Source organism: Streptomyces sp. NPDC014891 (genome assembly GCF_043081085.1).
Lineage (GTDB): Bacteria > Actinomycetota > Actinomycetes > Streptomycetales > Streptomycetaceae > Streptomyces.
This window is the reverse complement of sequence record NZ_JBIBWF010000009.1, coordinates 261,740-281,392: the sequence shown is the minus strand read 5'-3', so window position 1 is coordinate 281,392 and position 19,653 is coordinate 261,740. Positions and strand designations below refer to the sequence as shown.

Genomic DNA, 19,653 nt, shown 5'->3' with positions numbered 1-19,653 from the left:
GAGGTTGTTGCCTCAGCCGTTGGAGGGGCCGCCGATCTGGATACCGGCCATCCGGGTCCACTCGTACGGGCCGGTGGCGACCTTGGCGGCGAACTCGCCGTCGAACTCCTCGTGGAGGGTGAGGTCGGCCTTCTCGGCGGCCTGCCGGGCGATCTCGTACGTGGGTGCGACGAGGTCGCCCCAGCCGCCGTCGGCGCCGACGAGGACGATCCGGGTGCCCGCCTGGCCGATGTGCGCGAGGTGGCCCTCGGAGCCGCCGTGCTCCTCGGCGAAGGCCCTGATCTCCTTGGCGAGCTTGGCCGCCTTGCGCTCTGCCTGCTTCGTTTCTGCCATGGAGGCGATGCTACCGAGGGGTAGATCGACGGGCGACGGCCGGGCCACGTGGCCTATCCCACGTGACCCGGCCGCCGGCCGAGCAGATCATCTGAGCGGGTGACTTGGGGGCAGACGTCCCGAAAGTCCCCCTGCGGGGTTCCCCCTAGCGGAGGAAGGGGTCCACCGCGACCGCCACGAAGAGCAGCGACACATAGGTGATGGACCAGTGGAAGAGGCGCATCTCCTTGAGCTTCGCGCCCGTGGCGCCCGCCTTGGCGCGGGCGAGGAGGCCGTGCGCCTCCCAGAGCCACCAGCCACCGGTGACCAGCGCGACCGCCAGGTAGAACCAGCCGGTGTAGCCGAGCGGCGTGAGCAGCAGCGAGACGGCGACCATCACCCAGCTGTAGGCGACGATCTGCTTGGCGACGACCTTGTTGGAGGCGAGGACCGGGAGCATCGGTACGCCGGCGCGCGCGTAGTCGTCCTTCACCTTCATCGACAGCGGCCAGTAGTGCGGCGGCGTCCAGAAGAAGATGACGGCGAAGAGGATGACGGCCGCCCAGGACATCGAGTTCGTGACGGCCGACCAGCCGATCAGGACCGGCAGGCAGCCGGCGATGCCGCCCCAGACGATGTTCTGCGTCGTACGGCGCTTCAGGATCATCGTGTAGACCACGACGTAGAAGAGGAGAGCGCCGAGCGAGAGGGCGGCGGACAGCCAGTTGACGAGCAGCCCGAACCAGAGCGTGGAGACCACGGCGAGGGTGAGGCCGAAGACCAGGCCCTCGCGCGGCGTCAGGACGCCGGTGACCAGCGGGCGCTGGGAGGTCCGGTCCATCAGCGCGTCGATGTCGCGGTCGATGTACATGTTCAGCGCGTTGGCACCGCCCGCGGACAGGTAGCCGCCGAAGCAGGTGGCGAGCACCAGCCACAGGTCCGGCACGCCCTGCTCGGCGAGGAACATCACCGGAACCGTGGTGATGAGGAGCAGTTCGATGATCCGCGGCTTGGTCAGCGCCACGTATGCCTTGACGCGGGCCCCGAACGGCCGATGGCCCCCCGGGCTGGGAGTCAAGACGACCCCTGCGGGTCGGGACTCGACGGCCGTCACGCACACCCCTGACAGAGAAATTCCCAGCAAGCCCCCCGGATGAAGGCGGGGTGAAGCTTGCGCGTACCACGCCACTGTAGACGTTGCCCAGACGCCGATCTTCGCGGGGGTGGGGTCGTGTTGGGGCGGTGTGTCCCAAGGCGTGGACGCGCTTCGGGAGGCGAAGTCACACGGGCGGCGGCAGTCTTGCTCTGTCCGCTCATTTGAGGGGCATGCACACGAAAAGAGGGACGTTCCGGCGGGGGTAGGCTCGACAACGCCGGTACACCCTCAGTCACCGGCTTCAGACATGTGGAGAGGAGCCCTGACCCAGGGTGAGCACTAAGCCGACCACCACAGACCTCGAGTGGACCGAGTTGGACCAGCGGTCCGTCGACACCGCCCGCCTCCTGGCGGCGGACGCCGTACAGAAGGTCGGCAACGGCCATCCCGGTACGGCGATGAGCCTGGCGCCCGCCGCGTACACCCTCTTCCAGAAGGTGATGCGGCACGACCCGGCCGACCCCGAGTGGGTCGGGCGCGACCGGTTCGTCCTCTCCGCCGGCCACTCGTCCCTGACCCTCTACACCCAGCTGTACCTGGGTGGCTTCGGTCTCGAGCTGGACGACCTGAAGGCCTTCCGCACCTGGGGTTCGAAGACCCCGGGCCACCCGGAGTACGGCCACACCGCCGCGGTCGAGACCACCACCGGCCCGCTGGGCCAGGGCGTGGCCAACGCCGTGGGCATGGCGATGGCCGCCCGCTACGAGCGCGGCCTGTTCGACCCGGAGGCCGCCCCCGGCACCTCCCCGTTCGACCACCGCGTCTACGCGATCGCGGGTGACGGCTGCCTCCAGGAGGGCATCTCCGCGGAGGCGTCCTCGCTGGCCGGCCACCAGAAGCTCGGCAACCTGATCCTGCTGTGGGACGACAACCACATCTCGATCGAGGGCGACACCGAGACGGCCGTGTCCGAGGACACGATGAAGCGGTACGAGGCCTACGGCTGGCACGTCCAGCGCGTCGAGCCCAAGGCCGACGGCGACCTGGACCCCGCCGCGCTGTACGCGGCGATCCGTGCCGCCGAGGCCGAGACCGAGCGTCCGTCGTTCATCGCGATGCGCTCGATCATCGCCTGGCCCGCCCCGAACGCGCAGAACACCGAGGCCGCGCACGGCTCGGCGCTCGGCGACGACGAGATCGCGGCCACCAAGCGCGTGCTGGGCTTCGACCCGGAGCAGACCTTCGAGGTCACCGACGAGGTCATCGCGCACACCCGCGCGCTGGGCGACCGGGGCCGCGAGGTCCGCGGCGAGTGGGAGAAGTCGCTCGCCGAATGGCGTACGGCCAACCCGGAGCGCGCCGCCGAGTTCGACCGCATCCAGGCGAACGAGCTGCCGGCCGGCTGGGCCGAGAAGCTCCCGGTCTTCGAGCCGGGCAAGGGCGTCGCCACCCGCGCCGCCTCGGGCCAGGTCCTCAAGGCGCTCGGCGCGGTCATCCCGGAGCTGTGGGGCGGCTCGGCCGACCTCGCCGGCTCCAACAACACGACGATCGACAAGGACTCGTCGTTCCTGCCCGAGGGCAACCCGCTGCCGGAGGCCGACCCGTACGGCCGCACGATCCACTTCGGCATCCGCGAGCACTCCATGGCCGCGGAGATGAACGGCATCGCCCTGCACGGCAACACCCGCGTCTACGGCGGCACCTTCCTGGTGTTCTCCGACTACATGCGCAACGCGGTGCGGCTGTCCGCGCTCATGCACCTCCCCGTCACGTACGTCTGGACCCACGACTCGATCGGTCTGGGCGAGGACGGCCCGACGCACCAGCCCGTGGAGCACCTGGCCTCGCTGCGCGCGATCCCGGGTCTCAACGTGGTCCGCCCGGCCGACGCCAACGAGACGGCGATCGCCTGGCGCGAGATCATGCAGCGCCACACCAAGGTCTTCGGCAAGGGCGCCCCGCACGGTCTGGCGCTGACCCGCCAGGGCGTGCCGACGTACGCGCCGAACGAGGACACCGTCAAGGGCGGCTACGTGCTGTTCGACGCGGAGGGCGGCGACGCCCAGGTCGTGCTGATCGCCACGGGCTCCGAGGTGCACCTGGCCGTCGAGGCCCGCGAGCAGCTCCAGGCCGCCGGCGTCCCGACCCGGGTGGTCTCGATGCCGTCCGTGGAGTGGTTCGAGGAGCAGGACCAGGCCTACAAGGACTCCGTCCTGCCGCCGTCGGTCCGGGCCCGGGTCGCGGTCGAGGCCGGCATCGGCCTCACCTGGCACCGCTACGTCGGGGACGCCGGCCGGATCGTCTCCCTGGAGCACTTCGGTGCCTCGGCGGACGCGAAGGTCCTGTTCCGCGAGTTCGGTTTCACGCCGGAGGCGATCGTCGCCGCCGCGCGGGAATCGATCGACGCCGCCGCGCGCTGACGCGCATACGTACGACTCAATGGAGATGGAACTCTCATGACAGACGCTCTCAAGCGCCTCTCCGACGAAGGCGTCGCGATCTGGCTGGACGACCTTTCGCGCAAGCGGATCACGTCCGGCAACCTGGCCGAGCTCATCGACCAGAGCCATGTGGTCGGTGTGACCACCAACCCGTCGATCTTCCAGAAGGCCATCTCCTCGGGAGACGGCTACGAGCAGCAGCTCGCGGACCTCGCCGCCCGTAAGGTGACCGTCGACGAGGCCATCCGCATGATCACGACGGCGGACGTCCGTGACGCCGCCGACATCCTGCGGCCGGTCTTCGACGCGACGGACGGCCAGGACGGCCGGGTCTCGATCGAGGTCGACCCCCGTCTCGCCCACGAGACGACCCCCACCATCGCCGAGGCCAAGCAGCTGGCCTGGCTGGTGGACCGCCCCAACACCCTCATCAAGATCCCGGCCACCCGGGCGGGTCTTCCGGCGATCACCGAGGTCATCGGCCTCGGCATCAGTGTGAACGTGACGCTGATCTTCTCGCTGGAGCGCTACCGCGCGGTGATGGACGCCTACCTGGCGGGTCTGGAGAAGGCCCGCGAGCGCGGCCTCGACCTCTCCAAGATCCACTCGGTCGCCTCCTTCTTCGTGTCCCGCGTGGACACGGAGATCGACAAGCGCCTGGACGGCATCGGCACCGACGAGGCCAAGGCGCTCAAGGGGAAGGCCGCGCTGGCCAACGCCCGCCTGGCCTACGAGGCGTACGAGGAGGTCTTCTCCTCGGACCGCTGGGCCGCTCTCGACAAGGCGCAGGCCAACAAGCAGCGTCCGCTGTGGGCCTCGACCGGCGTCAAGGACCCGGCGTACAAGGACACCCTGTACGTCGTGGACCTGGTCGCCCCGGGCACGGTCAACACCATGCCCGAGGCCACCCTGGAGGCCACCGCCGACCACGGCGTCGTCTCCGGTGACACGGTGCGCGGCACCTACGACCAGGCGCGTGCGGAGCTCGCGGCCGTCGAGAAGCTGGGCATCGCCTACGACGACGTCGTCCAGCTCCTGGAGGACGAGGGCGTCGAGAAGTTCGAGGCGTCCTGGAACGACCTTCTCAAGTCCACCGAGGCGGAGCTCCGGCGCCTCGCACCTTCGGAGGCGTAAGCACCTTGAGCGCAGTCCACGGAGCCAACCCGCTCCGTGACGCCGCAGACCGACGGCTCCCGCGCATCGCGGGGCCGTCGGGTCTGGTGATCTTCGGCGTCACGGGCGATTTGTCCCGTAAGAAGCTGATGCCTGCCGTCTACGACCTGGCCAACCGCGGCCTGCTGCCGCCGGGCTTCTCGCTCATCGGCTTCGCCCGCCGCGAGTGGCAGGACGAGGACTTCGCGCAGGAGGTCCACGACGCCGTCGAGCAGCACGCGCGCACCCCGTTCCGCGAGGAGGTGTGGCAGCAGCTGATCCAGGGGATGCGTTTCGTCCAGGGCGACTTCGACGACGACGACGCCTTCGAGCAGCTGAAGGACACCATCGAGGAGCTGGACAAGGCGCAGGGCACCGGCGGCAACTTCGCCTTCTACCTGTCGGTCCCGCCGAAGTTCTTCCCCAAGGTCGTCCAGCAGCTCAAGAAGCACGGGCTCGCCGACCAGAAGGACGGCTCCTGGCGCCGCGCGGTCATCGAGAAGCCCTTCGGCCACGACCTGGTCTCCGCCAAGGAGCTCAACGAGGTCGTGCACGAGGTCTTCCCGCCGAACGAGGTCTTCCGGATCGACCACTACCTCGGCAAGGAGACCGTCCAGAACATCCTGGCGCTCCGCTTCGCCAACACCCTCTTCGAGCCGATCTGGAACCGGTCGTACGTCGACCACGTGCAGATCACCATGGCCGAGGACATCGGCATCGGCGGCCGCGCCGGCTACTACGACGGCATCGGCGCCGCCCGTGACGTCATCCAGAACCACCTGCTCCAGCTGCTCGCGCTGACCGCGATGGAGGAGCCCGCCTCCTTCGACGCCGACGCGCTGGCCGCCGAGAAGACCAAGGTCCTCGGCGCGGTGAAGCTGCCCAAGGACCTGGGCGAGTCCACGGTCCGCGGCCAGTACGCGGCCGGCTGGCAGGGCGGCGCGAAGGCCGTCGGCTACCTCCAGGAAGACGGCATCGACCCGAAGTCGAAGACCGACACCTACGCGGCCATCAAGCTGGAGATCGACAACCGCCGCTGGGCGGGCGTCCCCTTCTACCTGCGCACCGGCAAGCGGCTCGGCCGCCGCGTCACCGAGATCGCGGTCGTCTTCCAGCGCGCCCCGCACTCCCCCTTCGACCACACCGCGACCGAGGAGCTCGGCCGCAACGCCATCGTCATCCGGGTCCAGCCCGACGAGGGCGTGACGATGCGGTTCGGCTCGAAGGTGCCCGGCACCCAGATGGAGATCCGGGACGTGTCGATGGACTTCGCCTACGGCGAGTCCTTCACGGAGTCCAGCCCCGAGGCGTACGAGCGGCTCATCCTCGACGTCCTGCTCGGCGACTCCAACCTCTTCCCGCGCGTCGAGGAGGTCGAGCTGTCCTGGAAGATCCTCGACCCGATCGAGCAGTTCTGGGACAAGCACGGCAAGCCCGCGCAGTACCAGTCCGGGACCTGGGGTCCGGTCGAGGCGGACGAGATGCTCGCACGAGACGGACGGAGCTGGCGCCGGCCATGAAGACCGACCTGACGGACACCACGTCCTCCAAGATCAACAAGGCGCTGGTGCTCGGGCGGCGGGCGATCGGCACGCCGGCCGTCGGCATGGTGCTCACCCTCGTCATCGTCACCGACGAGGAGAACGCCTACGACGCGCTGAAGGCTGCGAACGACGCGTCCCGCGAGCACCCCTCGCGGACCCTCGTCGTCATCAAGCGGGTCTCGCGCTCCCCGCGGGACCGTTCCAAGGCACGGCTCGACGCCGAGGTCCGCCTCGGCGCCGACGCCAGCACCGGTGAGACGGTGGTCCTCCGGCTGTACGGCGAGGTCGGCGACCACGCCCAGTCGGTGGTCCTGCCGCTGCTCCTGCCGGACGCCCCCGTCGTCGTCTGGTGGCCGGTGAACGCGCCGACCGACCCGGCGAAGGACCCGCTGGGCGCCCTCGCCCAGCGCCGGGTCACCGACACCTACGCGGCCGAGCAGCCCATCCAGGAGCTGACGGCGCGCGCGGACGCGTACACCCCGGGCGACACGGACCTCTCGTGGACCCGGATCACCCCGTGGCGCTCGATGCTCGCCGCGGCGCTCGACCAGGTCGTGTGCGAGGTGACCTCCGCGGAGGTCGAGGGCGAGGAGTTCAACCCGAGCGTCGAACTGCTCGCCATGTGGCTGGCGGAGCGGCTGAAGATCCCGGTGCGCCGCTCGAAGTCGGCGGGTCCCGGTCTCACCTCCGTACGGATGGAGACCAGCTCCGGCCCGATCGTCCTCGACCGCCCGGACGGGTCGCTCGCCACGCTCTCCATCCAGGGGCAGCCCGACCGCGCGGTGGCGCTCAAGCGCCGCGACACGGCCGAGCTGATCGCGGAGGAGCTGCGCCGGCTGGACCCGGACGACACCTACGCGACGGCTCTGCGGTTCGGCCTCGAACGGCTCGACGAGGAGGCGGCCGTCACGGCCCCCGAGATCGTCGCCGAGTCGGTCGGGACGCCCGCGGAGGCATCCGCCGAGGAGCCCGCCGCACCGGCCGCCAAGCCGGCGAGGAAGGCCCCGGCCAAGAAGGCGGCCGCCAAGTGAGCACCCCGCAGCTGGTCGTCCACCGCGACAAGGAGCTGATGGCCGAGGCCGCGGCGGCCCGGCTGATCACGAGGATCGTGGACGCCCAGGCCTCCCGCGGCTCCGCCTCGGTGGTCCTCACCGGCGGACGCAACGGCAACGGCCTGCTGGCGGCGCTCGGTTCGGCGCCCGCGCGGGACGCGATCGACTGGTCGCGGCTCGACCTGTGGTGGGGCGACGAGCGCTTCCTGCCCGAGGGCGACCCCGAGCGGAACGTCACCCAGGCCCGGGAGGCGCTGCTCGACCGGGTGCCGCTCGACCCGGCGCGGGTGCACGCCATGCCCGCCTCGGACGGACCGTACGGCTCCGACGTCGACGCGGCCGCGGCCGCGTACGCGGAGGAGCTGGCGGCCGCCGCGGGCCCCGGCGACCACGGCGGGGTGCCGACCTTCGACGTCCTGATGCTGGGCGTCGGCCCGGACACCCATGTCGCCTCGCTCTTCCCCGAGCTGCCCGCGGTCCGCGAGACCGAGCGGACGGTGGTCGGCGTGCACGGCGCGCCCAAGCCGCCGCCGGTCCGTGTCTCGCTGACCCTTCCGGCGATCCGGGCGGCCAGGGAGGTCTGGCTGCTCGCCGCGGGGGCGGACAAGGCCAGGGCCGCGGCGATCGCGCTGTCCGGCGCGGGCGAGGTGCAGGCCCCGGCGGCCGGCGCCTACGGCAGCGCGCGCACGCTATGGCTGCTGGACGCGGCCGCGGCCGCGGAGCTGCCGCGGGGCATGTACCCGCCGGCGTCCGCCTGACCCGACGCCCCGGAGGCCCGGTTCACCCCTCGGTGGACCGGGCCTCCGGCGTCGGTACGGGTTCCAGGAAGGGCCCGAGCAGGTCCGGTACGGCGTCGGCGGCGAAGACCAGCCCCCGGCTGCGGTCCGCGTCGAGGATGTCGTACGCCCCCGCTCCGGCCGCCGTGGTGGCGGTGAGGGTCAGGACGCCGGCCCGCCGCTGGAAGTACGACTGCTTGACGGTCCAGCCGATGACGCCGGACCGCTGGAGGGCGACCGTGACCCGCCGGACCGTACCCGAACGGGTGACCAGGTACGCCCCGCTGACGCCGTGTCCGAGCGCGCGGTAGGCGTCGAGGGCGAACAGCACGGCGACCGGGCCGAGGACGACCGCGCAGCCGGCCGCCACGTACAGGAGGACCGGGGCGAGGAGCAGTCCGAGGAGGACGAGCACCGCCACGGGCGCCAGGACGCCGCCCAGCGCCCAGCGCACCCTCCGGGTGCGGGCGGCCCGGGGGTGGGCGGTGAGCGGGGCCCCGGTGGGCGGCTCCGGCTCCCGCAGCACCTGGGCGGCGACCCGGTCGGCCACCGCCCGTTCCGCGGCCGGCAGCAGGGTCTTGAGGTCGGCGTGCCGGTCGTCGTCGTCCTTGACGAGCCCGGTGGCGACCGCGTCGACGCGGGCCGCCCCGACCAGGCGGACGCCGAGCGGCTCGACCAGCTCGATGCCGCGCAGCCGCCTCTCCTCTATGGAGACGGAGCGGGCCGTGAAGAGGCCGCGGGAGACCCGCAGGGTGCCGCCCGGCTCGCGCTCCAGGCGGTAGCTCCACCACATCTCGACCCAGAGGCCGAGGGCGCCGACGGCCCCGGCGACGGTGGCGAGGAGGACGAGGACGAGGATCGTCCAGGGGACGGAGACGTCCTGGAAGCGGTCCCCTATCCAGTCGATGACCTTCCCCTGCGCGCCGAACCACTCGCTGACCTGCATGACTGCCCCGGCCGCCGCGCCGCCGAGGGCGGGCGCGACGAAGGAGACGGGTGCGTAGCGGATCCAGCGCGGGTCGAGCGTCGCGAGGGCGTGCTCGTGGTCCGGCTGCTCGGGGGCGGCGGGGCGGGCGAGCAGCTCGTGGCGCAGCCGCTCCCCCTCGGCCCGGGTGACCAGGTCGAGTTCGAGCGTGGACTCGCCGCCGCCGGTGTGCTCACCGGTGCCGATGCGGACCTTGACGAGGCCGAGGACGCGCTGGAGGGGGTTGGCGGTGAGGTCGGCGCTGCGGATGCGCTCGCGGGCCAGCGAGCGGCGCTGGACGACGAGGAGCCCGGTGTGCAGCTCCACCCGTTCGGCGCCGATCCGGTAGCGGGTGCGGCGGAGGCGGAGGGTCTCCGCGAGGATGTCGGCGACCAGGGCGAGGGCGACCCCCGAGGCGACCCAGACGACGGCCTGCCACAGCGGGCGAGGTCCGGCGAGCGCGAAGGTGACGGGCAGCGCGGCGCCGGCGAGGACGCCGGCGAAGAGGACGACCCGGACGAGGACGGTCCGGGGATCGAGGCGGAGCCAGTCCGCGTCCCCTGCCCCGTCGGCCGCCGGGGTCCGGCTCTCCCCGGGGCCCGGCGCGCGGGCGCCGTCGGGGCCCGGACTCCGGTCGCCGCCGGGGGCCGGGTCCGGCACCCGCTCGGCGGCCGGGTCCGCCGCCTCGCTCATGTGGCGTCCCCGGGGGTGGCCTGGGTGATCACGGTCAGCCGCTCGGCGAGCCCGGCGGCCAGCTCGTGGTCGAGTCCCCCGATCCGGAGGGCGCCCTTGGAGGAGGCCGTGGTGACCGTGACGGTGGCGAGCCGGAAGGCCTGCTCCAGCGGGCCCCGCGAGGTGTCGACGGTCTGGATCCGGGACATCGGCGCGATGCGCCACTCCTGCCAGAAGGCTCCCGTGCGGACGTAGACGGCGTCCTCGGTGACCTCCCAGCGGTGCACCCGGTACCACCAGGCGGGGAGGAACGCGGTGCAGACGAGGCCCAGGGCGGCCAGGGCCCCGGCCGTGGCCAGCAGCCAGACCCGGGCGGGCCCGATGAGGGTGCCGAGGACGCCGAGGACCGCCACCGGCACGGCGGTGGTCGCCAGGACTCTGCTGCGCCACCAGGCGACGGCCCGCTCGTCCACGGCGTTCCTCGGCGGCCGCAGCCGCACCGCGTTCTCCCCCGTCACGGCTCTACCGTCCGCGCAGTGTGCGGTAGGCGGAGACCAGTCCGGCGGTGGAGCTGTCGAGGTGCTCGCCGCCCTGGGCCCCGTCGGCAGCGGTCAGGACCGGCTCGATCCGCTTGGCGAGGACCTTGCCGAGTTCCACGCCCCACTGGTCGAACGAGTCGATGTTCCAGACGGCGCCCTGGACGAAGACCTTGTGCTCGTACAGCGCGATGAGCTGGCCGAGGACGGAGGGGGTCAGCGCGTCGGCGAGGATCGTGGTGGTGGGGTGGTTCCCCTGGAAGGTCTTGTGCGGGACGAGCTCCTCGGGGACGCCCTCCGCCCGTACCTCGTCGGGGGTCTTGCCGAAGGCCAGCGCCTGCGTCTGGGCGAAGAAGTTGGCCATGAGCAGGTCGTGCTGGGCGACGAGGCCCGGCGGCAGGTCGTCGACCGGCCGCGCGAAGCCGATGAAGTCGGCCGGGATGACCTTGGTGCCCTGGTGGATCAACTGGTAGTAGGCGTGCTGCCCGTTGGTGCCGGGGGTGCCCCAGACGACGGGTCCGGTCTGCCAGTCGACCCGGTCGCCCTGGCGGTCCACCGACTTGCCGTTGGACTCCATGTCGAGCTGCTGGAGGTAGGCGGTGAACCTGGACAGGTAGTGCGAGTACGGCAGGACGGCGTGGGACTGCGCGTCGAAGAAGGCTCCGTACCAGACCCCGAGGAGGCCGAGGAGCAGCGGTGCGTTCTCCTCGGGCGGGGCGGTGCGGAAGTGCTCGTCGACGAGGTGGAAGCCGTCGAGCATCTCGCGGAAGCGCTCCGGGCCGATGGCGATCATCAGGGAGAGGCCGATGGCGGAGTCGTACGAGTAGCGGCCGCCGACCCAGTCCCAGAACTCGAACATGTTCGCGGTGTCGATGCCGAACTCCTCGACCTTCTCGGCGTTGGTCGAGAGGGCGACGAAGTGCCGGGCGACGGCTTCCTGTCCGGCTCCGAGACCGTCGAGGAGCCAGGTCCGCGCGGAGGTGGCGTTGGTGATCGTCTCGATGGTGGTGAAGGTCTTGGAGGCGACGATGAACAGCGTCTCGGCCGGGTCGAGGTCGCGGACGGCCTCGTGGAGGTCGGCTCCGTCGACGTTGGAGACGAAACGGAGCGTCAGGTCCCGCCGGGTGTAGGAGCGCAGGACCTCGTAGGCCATGGCGGGGCCGAGGTCGGAGCCGCCGATGCCGATGTTGACGATGTTCTTGATCGGCTTGCCGGTGTGCCCGGTCCACTCCCCCGCCCGGACCCGGTCGGAGAACGCGGCCATCTTGTCGAGGACGGCGTGGACGCCGGGGACGACGTTCTCCCCGTCGACCTCGACCACGGCCCCGCGGGGTGCGCGGAGCGCGGTGTGGAGCACCGCGCGGTCCTCGGTGGTGTTGATCTTCTCGCCGCGGAACATGGCGTCGCGGAGCTGGGCGACGCCGGTGGCGGCGGCCAGTTCGCGCAGCAGGGTCAGCGTCTCGTCGGTGACGAGGTGCTTGGAGTAGTCCAGGTAGAGGTCGCCGACGCGCAGGGCGTAGCCGGTGCCACGCTCCTCGTCGGCGGCGAACAGGTCCCGCAGCCGGGTGTCGCCCAGCTGCTCACGGTGCTTGCCGAGGGCCGCCCACTCGGGCAGCCGGTTGAGCCTGGTGCGGCCTTCGTTGTTCATCTCGGACATCGCCCACTTCTTCTCGTACTGCTTGTCTGCCCCGCTGCCTCTCCAACCTAATTGATCAGAGGGGCCGAAGCGGCGACGGCGAGCGCGAACGGGGCCGACGCGAGCGGTGCAGGGGTGAGCGGTCCCCGGCCGGCGGCCGCCGCGCCGCCGAGGACGGCGCCGAGCGGGGCGCCCGACAGGACCGGGCTGCCGGTCCGGACGGTCCGGAGACAGGAGACGCCGAGACGCCGAACGGGCCTTGCCCGCGAACCGAGTTCGCGGGCAAGGCCCGTTCGTCACATCGTCACACCACGCTCAGATCTCGCCGCGCAGCTTGGCCAGCGCCTCGGCGAGGATCGCCTCGCCGTCCGCGTCGCTGCGCCGCTCACGCACATAGGCGAGGTGGGTCTTGTACGGCTCCGTGCGCGGCGGGTCCGGCGGGTTGTCCCGGTCCTGACCGGCCGGGAAGCCGCATCGCGGGCAGTCCCAGGTCTCGGGGATCGCCGCGTCGCTGGCGAAGCTCGGCTGCGTCTCGTGCCCGTTCGAGCACCAGAAGGAGATGCGGGCGCGCGGCGCGGACTCGCCCCGCTCGGCCTCGCCCATCGGCCCCGCCCCGACCCGGCTTCCCCGAATCGCGTTGCCACTTGCCACGGTCGTAACTCCCTGCGTGATGGTGCTCGAAGATGCCCCAGTCTACGTAAGGCCCAACGCGCGTCCAGTGTTCGGAGTTACCCGTCCAACTTCATCAGCAGACCGAGCACCACAATGCAGGCGAACCAGAGCAGACCGACCACGACGGTGATGCGGTCCAGGTTGCGCTCGGCGACCGAGGAGCCACCGACCGAGGACTGCATTCCGCCTCCGAACATGTCGGAGAGGCCGCCACCCTTGCCCTTGTGCATCAGCACGAGCAGCATCAGCAGCCCGCTGAAGACGATGAGGGCGATCGAGAACCCCATAACCACGGCTGGACCAACTTCCTCGGACTTGTACGGACGGGGGCCGGGCACCTGCCCGACCCCCGCAAGGGTACGACGTAACTCCGCTACCGCATACTCACTGGTCGCGGAAGCGGACGATCTTGACGAACTCGTCGGCGTCCAGGGCCGCGCCGCCCACCAGGGCGCCGTCGACGTCCGGCTGGGCCATGATCGCGCCGACGTTCCCGGACTTCACCGAGCCGCCGTACTGGATGCGGACCTTGTCGGCCAGCTCCTGCGAGTACAGCTCGGCGAGGCGGCCGCGGATCGCACCGCAGACCTCCTGGGCGTCCTCGGGGGTGGCGACCTCGCCGGTGCCGATGGCCCACACCGGCTCGTACGCGATGACGATCGTCTCGGCCTGCTCGGCCGGGACGTCCTTGAGGCCGCCGTCGAGCTGGGCCAGGGTGTACGCGACCTGGTCGCCGGCCTTGCGGATGTCCAGGCCCTCGCCGACGCAGAGGATCGGGGTCACGCCGTGCTTGAAGGCGGCCTTCACCTTGGCGTTGCAGATCTCGTCGTTCTCGGCGTGGTACTGGCGGCGCTCGGAGTGGCCGACGGCCACGTAGGCGGCCTTCAGCTTGGAGAGCATCAGGCCCGAGATCTCGCCGGTGTAGGCACCGGAGTCGTGGGCCGAGATGTCCTGGGCGCCGTACTTGATCTTCAGCTTGTCGCCGTCGATCAGGGTCTGCACGGACCGCAGGTCGGTGAAGGGGACCAGGACGGCGACCTCGCAGGCGTCGTAGTCCTTGTCGGTCAGGGCGAAGGCGAGCTTCTGGACGTGGGCGATGGCCTCCAGGTGGTTGAGGTTCATCTTCCAGTTGCCCGCCATCAGCGGGGTGCGGGTGCTGCTCATCAGGGGGTCAGTCCTCCAGTGCGACGAGGCCGGGGAGCTTCTTGCCCTCGAGGTATTCGAGGGAGGCGCCGCCGCCGGTCGAGATGTGTCCGAACGCCTGCTCGTCGAAGCCCAGGATGCGGACGGCCGCGGCGGAGTCTCCGCCGCCGACGACCGTGAAGGCCGGGGAGTCGACGAGCGCCTGGGCGACGGCCCTGGTGCCCTCGGCGTAGTCGGGGTGCTCGAAGACGCCCATCGGACCGTTCCAGAAGACGGTGCCGGCGTCGGCGAGCTTCGAGGCGTAGAGCTTACGGGTCTCCGGACCGATGTCCAGGCCCTCCTCGTCCGCCGGGATGGCGTCCGCGGCGACCGTGGTCGGGTTGGCCGGAGCCTTGGTCTTCAGGTCCGGGAACTCGGACGAGACCAGGACGTCGACGGGGAGGACGAACTCCACCCCGCGCTCCTTGGCGCGCTTCAGGTAGTCCAGGACCGCCGGGACCTGGTCCTCCTGGAGCAGCGAGATGCCGACCTCGTGGCCCTGGGCCTTGAGGAAGGTGTACGCCATGCCGCCGCCGATGAGGATGCGGTCGGCCTTCTCCAGGAGGTGGTCAATCACGCCGAGCTTGTCGGAGACCTTGGCGCCGCCGAGCGCGACCACGTAGGGGCGCCGGACGTCCTCGGTGAGCTTCTTCAGGACGCCGACCTCGGTGGCGATGAGGTAGCCCGCGGCGTGCGGGAGGCGCGCCGGGAGGTCGAAGACCGAGGCGTGCTTGCGGTGCACGGCGCCGAAGCCGTCGCCGACGTACACGTCGGCGAGGGCGGCCAGCCGGTCCGCGAAGGCGCCGCGCTCGGCGTCGTCCTTGGAGGTCTCGCCGGCGTTGAACCGCAGGTTCTCGATGACGGCGACCTGGCCGTCGGAGAGGCCGGCGACGGTGGCGGTGGCGGACTCGCCCACCGTGTCGGTCGCGAAGGCCACCTCGGCGCCGAGGAGCTCGCCGAGCCGCGCGGCGGCCGGGGCGAGCGAGAACGCCGGGTCCGGGGCGCCCTTGGGGCGGCCCAGGTGCGAGGCGACCACGACGCGGGCACCCGCGTCGGCGAGCGCCTTGACCGTGGGGACGACGGCGCGGATGCGGCCGTCGTCGGTGATGGTCGTGCCCTCCAGGGGCACGTTGAGGTCGGCGCGGACGAACACCCGCTTGCCGGAGACGCCTTCGGCGAGAAGCTCGTCGATCGTCTTCATCTGTCACAGACTCCTTGGTACGCGGTGGAGCACACAAACAGGGCTCGCGCAGCGCGGCGTTGCGCTGCCCGAGCCCTGCTCACATCGAAGGCCTGCCCTGAACCCTAGAGCTTAGAGCCGGCCGCCGACGAAGACGGTGAGGTCGACGAGACGGTTGGAGTAGCCCCACTCGTTGTCGTACCAGCCGAGGATCTTGACCGTGTTGCCTTCCTGGACCATGGTCAGGGAGGCGTCGAACGTGCAGGACGCCGGGTCGCTGACGATGTCCGAGGAGACGATGGGGTCCTCGGTGTAGAACAGGATGCCCTTGAGGTCGCCGTCGTCGGCGGCCTTCTTGAACGCGGCGTTGACCTCGTCCTTGGTGACCTCGCGGTCGAGGGTGACGACCAGGTCGGTGGCGGAGCCGGTCGGGACCGGGACGCGCATGGCGATGCCGTCCAGCTTGCCCTTGAGCTGCGGGAGGACCAGGGCGGTGGCCTTGGCGGCGCCCGTCGTGGTCGGGATGATGTTCTCCGCGGCGGCGCGGGCGCGGCGCAGGTCCTTGTGCGGGAAGTCCAGGATGCGCTGGTCGTTCGTGTACGCGTGGACCGTGGTCATCAGGCCCTTGACGATGCCGAAGTTCTCGTCGAGGACCTTCGCCATCGGCGCCACGCAGTTCGTGGTGCAGGACGCGTTCGAGATGACGTTGTGCTGCGCGGGGTCGTACTTGTCCTGGTTGACACCCATGACGATGGTGATGTCCTCGTCGCTGGCCGGAGCCGAGATGAGGACCTTCTTCGCACCGCCGGCGATGTGCTTCTCGGCGTCGGCCTTCTTGGTGAAGATGCCGGTCGACTCGATGACGATGTCGACGCCCAGCTCGCCCCAGGGGATGTCGGCCGGGTTGCGCTCGGAGAGCACCTTGATGGTGTGGCCGTCGACGGTGATGGTGTCGGCGGTGTGGGTCACCTCGGCCTTGAGGCGGCCCAGGATGGTGTCGTACTTCAGCAGGTGGGCCGTGGTCTTGGTGTCACCCAGGTCGTTGACAGCCACGATCTCGATGTCCGCACCCTGCTCAAGGAGCGCGCGGAAGTAGTTCCGGCCGATGCGGCCAAAGCCGTTGATGCCTACGCGGATCGTCACGAACCGATCTCCTCGTTAGCTACGCCGGTGTGCTCGACGCCGGCGAGATTTTTGTTTTCTGGGATGTCCCCGACCGCTTACGACCCTACCCCCACGGGGCCCCCGCAGTGACATCCTGCGCATCCGTACGCGCCCGGAAAGTGAGGGAGAAAGGCCGACGGCCCATACCTGGCAACGGGTACGGGCCGCCGGGGGACCTTCGTCCCGACTACTCTCCGTCAGCGCCGGAGCACCTGCAGGGCGCGGCCCAGGAGGCGTGCCCGGTCGGTCGCGCGGGGCACCTGCTCCAGGCCGTAGCCGAGGAGGACGGTGTCACGGGTGGTGACCGCGGCCTGGGAGTGGAAGAGCGCGGCGGAGCGCGTCCAGTCGGAGCCGTTGCCGGGGCTGCCGGCGGGCGGCCCCGGTACGGTCCACGCGCCGAGGCCGGTCTCGAAGCCCTCGGCCTCGGTCGCGGCCCCGGTGACGAGCCGGGTGTCGTCGACGAAGGCGCCCATCTCGCCGGTGCCGGGGTCGGAGACGTAGGAGAGGGACAGCTCGACCTTCTTCCCGGCCCAGGCGCTCAGGTCGACGGAGGCCTGCCGCCAGCCGTTGGAGGGGCCGGTGAAGGCGTTCCAGGAGCCGGTGGTGCCGGTGGTGGCGCAGCCGTCCTCGCCGACGGTGAGGTAGTGGGCGAGGAAGGGGTGGCCGCGGACGTAGTAGCCCTCGCCGCAGTCGGCGGGCGCCTCGGTGGAGGTGCCGCCGTTGCGGTCGGGCAGGGTCGTCCAGTCGTCCTGGCCGACGGTGTGGGCCTCGACCACGAGGTTGTCGTAGCCGGGCTCGGTGTCGTAGCTGACCTGGAAGTCCAGGCGCGGGGCGAGCGCGGCGGGGACCGCGGTGAGGTCGACGGTCCTGCTCAGCCGGGCCCAGGTGTCGTCGGCGTGCTTGACCGCGGCGAAGGTCGCGCCCTCGGCGGGCTCGAAGGGCATCCGGACGCCCGGGTAGGAGCCGGCGGAGGCGCTGCTCGCGAACTGCGGGAACTCCTTCGGCTTCAGGGTGTCGGAGGTGACGGTGTACGCGCCGGCGTTGTCCAGGGGGTTTCCGGCGGAGGCACCGAGGCCCGCGCCGACGCCCCTGAAGGCCCCGGCGCCGGCGAAGGCGGTCGGGTCCTTGAGGCCGGCCCGGTGGTAGGCGCCGAGGTAGTACTGGGCGAAGTCGTTGGTCTCGGCCAGGCCGACCTGGGTGAGTCCGCCGGACTTCTCGCCGGTGTTGATCAGCTTGCCGCCCTCGTTGAGGTAGGCGCGGACGGCGAGCTGGGTGGCCCCGGAGGGGCGCTCGGCGCCGGTGTACCAGACCACCGTGCGGAAGTGGGAGAGCACGCCGAGGGCGTCCGGGGCGCCCTGGGTGGCGACGTCCCAGACGGCGGCCCTCCGGCCGTTGGCGGCGAGCGCCGCGACGTACGCGCCGGTGTGGGCCGAGGCGGTGGTGCCGCCCTCGTCGGCGAGGACGAGCACGTCCCCGCGGGGTCGCTCGGCGACCCGGTAGGCGAAGGGGGCGGAGGAGGTGGACCGGCCCTCAGGGGTGCGGGCGGTGAACCAGACCTCGACGGAGTCGCCGGGCCGGGCGTCCTCGACCTCGCCGCGGTACTCGTCGAAGTAGAGGTTGTCCTCGCCGCCGTAGGTCTCACCGCCCTTCCAGGCGTCGAGTCCCCCGGTGTGGGTGCGGCCGCCGTTGATCCGGTACTTCAGGGTCTTGCCGCGCAGGGACTTGCGCGCGGTGACCGCGATCTCCTGGTCGCCGCCGCGGGCGTAGGAGGTGGTGAAGGCCTTGGGCGTGAAGTCGGGGGCGTCGATGCCGACCGGGGAGACGGGCCGGTCCGGGTGGGCGGCGGTCTCGGCGACGGCGAGCGCGAAGGGGATGTTCTTGGCGAACTCGGCCTGGATCAGCTTCTCGTCGTCCGGGAAGGTGAAGACGGAGGCGCAGTCGGCCGGGTTCCAGGCGTCGTTCGGGTCGACCCGGGAGGCGGTGGCGCAGGTCGACATCTCGGGGGTGAACATCTGCATCCCGTTGACGTTGGCGGCGTGTCCGTCCGCCTCGCCGTTGGTGATGTAGAGCTCCGAGGACACCTGCGGCCGGTAGCCGGGGACGGCCGGGTTCTGCGGGGTGCCGGCGAGGGCCTTGAGGGCCACGTCGTCGGGGGTGTCGGTGGCGACCTGCCAGCCCACGCCGTACAGCAGGAGCTGCGCGGCCGAGTGGTAGTTGATGCCGTAGGCGAAGCCGATGCGCTTCTGGAAGGCGTCGACGGCCCGGGTCTCGGGCTCCGACATGGGGCCCTTGCCGCGGAAGGTCTCGTCGGCCGGGTCGGGCGAGGAGCCCTCGTTGTCGTAGCCCCACTTGTAGGCGAAGTTGCGGTTGAGGTCGACGCCGTCGCCGGAGGTGACGCGGCCGTCGCCGTCGTTGTCGCGGAGGTTCTTGCGCCACTGCCGGTTGGCGGGGTCGGCGTGCGTGAAGTCGTAGCCGTCCGGGTTGGCGGAGAGCACGAACCACAGCTCGGTGGAGTCGACGATCCGGGTGATCCGCTCGTCCTCGCCGTAGCCGTCGAGGTAGTGGTGCATCAGCCGCCGGGTCATCTCGGGGGTGATCCACTCGCGCGCGTGCTGGTTGGACATGTAGAGCGTGGCGGGCTTGGAGCCGTCCCTGACCCGCGGGGCGCCCTTGCTGATCTTGAGGGCGAGGATGTCCTGGCCCTTCACGGTCTTGCCGAGGGAGACGACCTTGGTGATCCCGGGGTGGGCCCGGGCGGTGTCCAGGATCTCCTGCTTGAGGCCGTTCGGGCCGCCGTACGGGCGGAAGACGCCGTCGCCGGCGGCCGCCACCCGCTTCTCGGCGGAGGGGGTCAGGTCGTGCTCGGCGATCTCGACGCCCTGGCCGCGCAGCCGGTCCGCCTGTCGGCCGGTGAGGAAGAGCTCGACCGTCGCGGAGCCCTTCGAGGGCACCCGCTCGGTGAGTTCGTGGGCGTCGGCACCCGCGTCGAGGAGCAGCGGGACCTGCTCCTTGGTGACCTCGGCACGCCATACGGAGAGGGCGTCACCGCCGTCCCGGTCGTTCGGCTGCGCTCCGGCGACGGGTGTCGCCGCCATACCCGCGATCAGCAGTGAAGCCGCGGCGAGGATCGATCTCGCTCTGCGTCTCATGAGCCCCCCTTGCTGTGGTCCGTCACGAAGGTGAACAGACGCCAGGCTCATGGGCGCCCATGGACCTGTCAAGGGTGCCTCGCGGGGGGTGAAGAAAAGCTGCCGGTGCCTCAGAAAGGCACCGG

Annotated in this window: 16 protein-coding genes; 5 read left to right on the top strand and 11 right to left on the bottom strand. The window is 71.2% G+C overall.

The genetic code is table 11. The annotated features are described in order from the left end of the window. Positions 1-12: 12 nt before the first annotated feature. Positions 13-333, bottom strand: a complete 321-nt coding sequence (locus ACF09E_RS25835; protein WP_392207430.1) for a hypothetical protein — start codon at positions 331-333, stop codon at positions 13-15. 145 nt (positions 334-478) lie between these two features. After that, entirely contained in the window at positions 479-1,426 is a 948-nt protein-coding gene (locus tag ACF09E_RS25830; RefSeq protein WP_361850066.1) for a heme o synthase, read from the bottom strand. A 314-nt stretch (positions 1,427-1,740) separates the two neighbouring features. Between ACF09E_RS25830 and tkt the strand changes: the two genes are divergently transcribed. The 5 genes from tkt to pgl are packed head-to-tail and all read left to right on the top strand — an operon-like array spanning position 1,741 to position 8,355. Next, the gene (gene tkt / locus ACF09E_RS25825) at positions 1,741-3,828 is read left to right on the top strand and encodes a transketolase (protein ID WP_392207428.1); all 2,088 of its coding nucleotides are present in this window, start codon (positions 1,741-1,743) and stop codon (positions 3,826-3,828) included. A 36-nt stretch (positions 3,829-3,864) separates the two neighbouring features. Then, entirely contained in the window at positions 3,865-4,983 is a 1,119-nt protein-coding gene (gene tal / locus ACF09E_RS25820) for a transaldolase (protein WP_392207426.1), read from the top strand. 5 nt (positions 4,984-4,988) lie between these two features. Continuing rightward, positions 4,989-6,521, top strand: coding sequence for a glucose-6-phosphate dehydrogenase (zwf, locus tag ACF09E_RS25815; RefSeq protein ID WP_361850060.1), 1,533 nt, complete (start codon positions 4,989-4,991; stop codon positions 6,519-6,521). Next, positions 6,518-7,576, top strand: a complete 1,059-nt coding sequence (opcA, locus tag ACF09E_RS25810) for a glucose-6-phosphate dehydrogenase assembly protein OpcA (protein WP_392207424.1) — start codon at positions 6,518-6,520, stop codon at positions 7,574-7,576. The genes zwf and opcA overlap by 4 nt, the downstream gene beginning before the upstream one ends. Next, positions 7,573-8,355, top strand: a complete 783-nt coding sequence (gene pgl / locus ACF09E_RS25805; protein WP_392207422.1) for a 6-phosphogluconolactonase — start codon at positions 7,573-7,575, stop codon at positions 8,353-8,355. Before opcA ends, pgl begins: the two co-directional genes overlap by 4 nt. A gap of 22 nt (positions 8,356-8,377) precedes the next feature. On the opposite strand, the gene ACF09E_RS25800 is transcribed toward pgl, so the two are convergent. From ACF09E_RS25800 to ACF09E_RS25760, 9 genes are all read right to left on the bottom strand, one after another. Beyond that, positions 8,378-10,030 carry a PH domain-containing protein gene (locus ACF09E_RS25800; protein ID WP_392207420.1) on the bottom strand — a complete coding sequence of 551 codons (1,653 nt, stop codon included), beginning with the start codon at positions 10,028-10,030 and terminating at the stop codon, positions 8,378-8,380. Next, positions 10,027-10,527 (bottom strand): PH domain-containing protein, encoded by a 501-nt coding sequence (locus ACF09E_RS25795; RefSeq protein ID WP_392207418.1) that lies wholly within the window; start codon positions 10,525-10,527, stop codon positions 10,027-10,029. Before ACF09E_RS25795 ends, ACF09E_RS25800 begins: the two co-directional genes overlap by 4 nt. A 4-nt stretch (positions 10,528-10,531) precedes the next feature. Further along, a complete protein-coding gene (gene pgi, locus ACF09E_RS25790; protein ID WP_392207626.1) occupies positions 10,532-12,193 on the bottom strand; it encodes a glucose-6-phosphate isomerase in 1,662 nt (553 codons plus the stop codon). Between the two features lie 303 nt (positions 12,194-12,496). Further along, the gene (locus ACF09E_RS25785; RefSeq protein WP_071891222.1) at positions 12,497-12,832 is read right to left on the bottom strand and encodes an RNA polymerase-binding protein RbpA; all 336 of its coding nucleotides are present in this window, start codon (positions 12,830-12,832) and stop codon (positions 12,497-12,499) included. Between the two features lie 77 nt (positions 12,833-12,909). Continuing rightward, complete coding sequence (gene secG, locus ACF09E_RS25780) at positions 12,910-13,140, bottom strand: preprotein translocase subunit SecG (protein ID WP_017238647.1); 231 nt, start codon at positions 13,138-13,140, stop codon at positions 12,910-12,912. 97 nt (positions 13,141-13,237) lie between these two features. After that, a complete protein-coding gene (gene tpiA / locus ACF09E_RS25775; protein WP_388802554.1) occupies positions 13,238-14,017 on the bottom strand; it encodes a triose-phosphate isomerase in 780 nt (259 codons plus the stop codon). A gap of 7 nt (positions 14,018-14,024) precedes the next feature. Further along, on the bottom strand, positions 14,025-15,236 hold the full coding sequence (locus tag ACF09E_RS25770) for a phosphoglycerate kinase (protein WP_392207416.1): 1,212 nt from the start codon (positions 15,234-15,236) through the stop codon (positions 14,025-14,027). Between the two features lie 111 nt (positions 15,237-15,347). Next, positions 15,348-16,358, bottom strand: a complete 1,011-nt coding sequence (gap, locus tag ACF09E_RS25765; RefSeq protein WP_383430209.1) for a type I glyceraldehyde-3-phosphate dehydrogenase — start codon at positions 16,356-16,358, stop codon at positions 15,348-15,350. A 218-nt stretch (positions 16,359-16,576) separates the two neighbouring features. Further along, positions 16,577-19,528 carry a M14 family zinc carboxypeptidase gene (locus ACF09E_RS25760; RefSeq protein WP_392207414.1) on the bottom strand — a complete coding sequence of 984 codons (2,952 nt, stop codon included), beginning with the start codon at positions 19,526-19,528 and terminating at the stop codon, positions 16,577-16,579. Positions 19,529-19,653 lie beyond the last annotated feature (125 nt).